The following is a 4,268-nucleotide window of genomic DNA, read 5'->3' as shown; positions in this document are numbered from 1 at the left end:
GAACAAGCACTCGCCGGAATCGACACGAGCATCCACCGCCTCAGCAACCCCACCTCCCCCGCCTCCATCACCACCTGGCGCTACCTCGCCAGAGCAGCAGCCATCACCTGCGACCTCAACGCCAAAACCATCCAACAACTCATCTACCGCATGAAAGAAATAGACGAGCCCGCGCACCGATCAGCTCTCCAAGAAGCCGTCACTGCCACGAAACACACGGGCAAGAGGTGGAAGGAAATCGTCCGGCGTTGGGACGAACAAACAAACCACCACGGTCACCCCGCCAACGGCCCGGAAACCGACGCAAGCGACCTAATCATCCGGCTCGGTCGCCTAATCCACGCCGACCCCGCCTGGACACCAAGCCCCCGCGCCTCCTATCGGATGAAACCACCCGAAGAATTAGCCCACGACCTCACCCAAGCAGCCCGCATTGCCACCATCACACTCAAAACCATCGAGGCATGCAACACCCTGGCCGCCAATCACCGCGCCGCAATCAACGACGCAGCAGTCCTGGGCATTCTTGACAAGCAGCGCGAATACCCAACCCACATGCCACGCGTCCCAGCATCAGCGCGCCGACTATCCAGGTCTTACGATGCGGCGGAACTCAGTGGGCACAACACGATAAATACACTGGCCCAAACAATTCTAAGCCTACCTCCTGCTACTGAAAGCAACCCTGATGAACTACGTCTGATGATCCATCGAGCGGCCATCAACGAGCAGGACCAGGCCTGCCTTGCTGCGACCGAGTTCCCGGCTCTCGCTCCCAACAACACAGAAACCCCAGACCATCCAGCCACACCTGCCGCCACCACGACCACGCCCACCAGAAAAACCCCGAAACGTTAGCGGCGACACCGGCGGGCGCGCACCTCGGGGCGCGGGCACGCAGGTTCACACAGAAGCAGCGGTCTCCCGTCCTCCTGATCGGCCGGGCGGGTTGCTACCGTCGGGTCGGTGACGCAGGAGAGCCCCACCGAACGCACCAAATGGATCGTTCACAGCGAGCGGGTTGTCGACGAGAACCGCCATATCCGGGTGTCGGTCGCCAACATCGAACTGCCCAACGGCGTGGTGTTCGACCAGTACGTCTTTCGGGTGCCTCGATGCGTCATGACGGCCGTCCTGGACGAGGCCGGTGAGAACATCCTCCTCATCTGGCGGCACCGGTTCATTGTCGACCGGTGGGACTGGGAAGTGCCGGGCGGATACGCCGAGCCTGGCGAGGATCCGGTTGTCGCTGCCGCACGAGAGGCGGAGGAAGAGACCGGGTGGCGGCCGAAGAACCTGGAATTCCTGTTCTCGTTCCAGCCCATGATTGGCTCTGCGGACGCGCCGCAAGATCTGTACCTGGCCCGCGGTGCCGATCTCGTTGGCGAACCCCACGTCAATGAAGCCGAAGCCGTGCGCTGGATGCCGCTGGACGAGGCCCACCAGCGGATACAGCGTGGCGAGATCATCGGTGCCGCAACGGTCATGGGCGTTCTCCATGCACTCGCAGCGCGGGCGGCCTCTCTTCCACGTAGCCCATGAGCTCACGCACATCCCGCTCGGACTCGTGGGGATGGAATGCACGGGCCAAATCGCGGATATAGCGGTAAACGCGCGCCGAGGTGAGTCCCAACGCCATGTCGATCGCTATGCGCCCCTGCTCGCAGGCTTCATCAAGGCGGCCTTGTCTGGCCATCGCCATTGCCGAGCTGTTAACCGTATTTCCCCTCCCGTACGTCGGATCCATGCAGATACTCGATCACCGGACCGCGAACACCGAGCGAACGCCAGCGGTACACGCCCCCTTTCGCGCACCCACCCTGATCGGCTCAGGCGGGCCGCGTTAAAGGCGGTCGGCGCGATCATGAGCGACCGAGTGGCAGGCCGATCTCTGCGGTAACGCCGCAGTGGTCGGACAAAGTGGAGCACTTGGGAGCCTGGATCCCATGGTCGGCGGACGGTCGGAACGTGCTGCGGAAAGCGGCCAGGGCCGGGGCGGTGCAGGCGCGGTCCCGGGCATTGGGCGGATCTTGGTCACCCTGCTGGGCCCCCAAGCGCAGTGGTGTGAACGGGATGCGGACTACTCGGCGAGTTGTTCTGCGATTCGGTCGGCCTCGGGAGCGGCGAGTCGGCTGTAGAGCTCGAACGCCTGGTGCAGGTGCTGGTGTTGGGCGGCGGGGTCGTGGCGTAGCGCGGCGAGTCGGGCCAGGCTGACGTGGATGTTGGCCTGCTCGTGCGGGGCGTCGACCTGGTGGGCGAGGTCCATGGCTTGGTGCAGGTCGGTGTGGGCGTGGTCGAGGTTGCCGAGTTCGAGGTGACTGGTGGCGCGGTGGTTGAGGGCGCGGGCGTGCAGGTATTGCTCGTGGTCATGCGAGGCGAAGTAGGCGATCGCCTGGGTGTGGTGCTCGATGGCGCGGGTGTGGTCGCCGGCGCGGGCGGCGACTTCGCCGAGGTGGCGGGTCATGAGCGCGGCGCCGCGCGGGCGGCCGAGCTGGTGGTGGATGTGGCGTGCCTGGCCGAAGGCGTCGGCGGCGAGGTCGAGGTGGCCGGTGGCCAGGTGCGCGATGCCGAGCATGTCCAGCGCGGAGGCCTCACCGATCGGGTGCCTGGCCTGGCGTTCCAGGTCCAGGGCCTGTTGGGCGCAGACGGCGGCGTCGGTGAAGGTGCCGGCGTTGTTGTGGTAGGAGGCCAGCCCTTCCAGCATGCGGGCCTGGGCCCGCAGGTCGCCGGTGGTTTCGGCGGCGGCGAGCCCGGTCCGGTGGGCCTGCTGGAAGTCGCTGTAGTGCTTGCGGTGGGTGAACAGCCCCCACATCGCTTCGGCCAGCTCCCAGGCGCTGGTGTGGTCGCCGCGCTCGTGCGCATGCCGGAGGATCGCCATCAGGTTGCCGCGCTCGGTCTCCAGCCAGTCCAGCGCCGCGGCGGGATGGGGGAAGTCGACCACCCGGGGTTCGTTGAAGTGCCTCCCCAGGTACCAGCGGCCGGGGTTGATGGTCTTCTGGGCGGCGGCGGCGACCTGCAGCAGCCGGGTGGTGATGCGGCTGAATGCGTGCCGCCGGAAAATGTCGGAGTCGATTCGCTCGCTCGTGTTTTGGGCGTGCAGGCGGGTCAGGTCGTGGAAGCGGAATCGGCCTGGCGGGTCCTCGGTCAGAAGGCGGGCGCCGGCCAGGACCTCCAGCAGTCGTTCGGCTTCCGGGAGCCCCGCGGTGGCGACGGCGGCGGCCAGGTCGACGCTGATGTCGGGGCCGGGGTGCAGGCTCAGCAGCCGGTACATCCGCCGGGCAGCATCGCCGGGCAGCGCGTTGTAGGAGGTGGTGAGCGCCACCGAGACCGACGGGTCGCCGGTGTCGTGGTTGGTGTTGTCGTTCACGTCGTCCTCCAGCAGGGTGTGCAAGTGGGACAGGCGGGTGCGTTCGTCGGCGAGGTGGGCGGCGAGCCGGGACACGGTCGCGTGGGGGCGGGTGGCCAGGTGCGCCCCGCAGGCGGTCAGCGCCAGCGGCAGTCGGCCGCACTGGGCGACCAGAGCGCGCGCGGCGGGCGGGTCGGCGCTCGTGTGCTCGGCACCGGCCATGGCGGTGAGCAGGTCCAGGGCGTCGGTCTCGTCCAGCGGCGCCAGGTCCAGGTATTGGGCGCCCTGTATCCGCAGGGTGGGCAGGGTGCGGCGGGAGGTCACCACGACCAGGTTCCGGCCCGCGCCGGGCAGCAGCGGCTGGACCTGTTCGAAGGAGGCGGCGTTGTCGAGCAGGATGATCAGCCGCCGCCGGGCGGCCAGCGACCGGAACAGCGCGCCTTGCTCCTGCACGCGCGGCGGAATGTTGTCGGCCCCGATCCCCAGGGCTCGGAGGAACCCTTCCAGGATCTGGGCAGGGTTGGCGGGGCCAGTGCCGGAGAAGGCGCGCAGGTCGGCGAAAAGCTGCCCGTCGCGGTACCGGGCACGGTGCTGGTGCAACCACCGCAACGCCAGCGCGGTCTTGCCGACCCCACCCGGGCCTGTGATCACAACCAGGGTCTGCGCGTCACCGTCACCGTGCTCGTCTCGGCCGTGGTCACCGTCGCTGACGCTCCCGGTGCCGTCGTCAGGAGGCCGCAGCGCGGTCGCTGCGGCGAGGCGGTTCAATGTTTGCATCTCGGCGGCGCGGTCGGCTGTCAATGGCCGTTCGGAACTCCCCGTAGGCGGCCTTGAGATCTCCCCGTAGGCGGCCATGGTGTGTTCCCCAACGGCGGCCAGATAGTTCCCCGCCGTTGGTGCTGGTCAGGGTCAGGAGAAGGGC

The 4,268-nt window shown here is 67.5% G+C and carries 3 protein-coding genes; 2 read left to right on the top strand and 1 reads right to left on the bottom strand.

The window, feature by feature from the left end; all coding sequences use genetic code 11:
* Together E1285_RS46235 and E1285_RS43650 are read left to right on the top strand one after the other, a co-directional pair.
* Nucleotides 1–858: hypothetical protein (locus tag E1285_RS46235; protein ID WP_165967028.1), on the top strand; the 858-nt coding region annotated here is incomplete at its 5' end.
* A 108-nt stretch (nucleotides 859–966) separates the two neighbouring features.
* On the top strand, nucleotides 967–1,542 hold the full coding sequence (locus E1285_RS43650; RefSeq protein WP_132160785.1) for an NUDIX hydrolase: 576 nt from the start codon (nucleotides 967–969) through the stop codon (nucleotides 1,540–1,542).
* Between the two features lie 538 nt (nucleotides 1,543–2,080).
* On the opposite strand, the gene E1285_RS43645 is transcribed toward E1285_RS43650, so the two are convergent.
* Complete coding sequence (locus tag E1285_RS43645) at nucleotides 2,081–4,123, bottom strand: NB-ARC domain-containing protein (protein WP_165967027.1); 2,043 nt, start codon at nucleotides 4,121–4,123, stop codon at nucleotides 2,081–2,083.
* Between the last annotated feature and the right edge of the window lie 145 nt (nucleotides 4,124–4,268).

The sequence above is a fragment of the Actinomadura sp. 7K507 genome (assembly GCF_004348425.1).
GTDB lineage: Bacteria > Actinomycetota > Actinomycetes > Streptosporangiales > Streptosporangiaceae > Spirillospora.
This window is presented reverse-complemented; position numbering and strand designations above follow the sequence as displayed.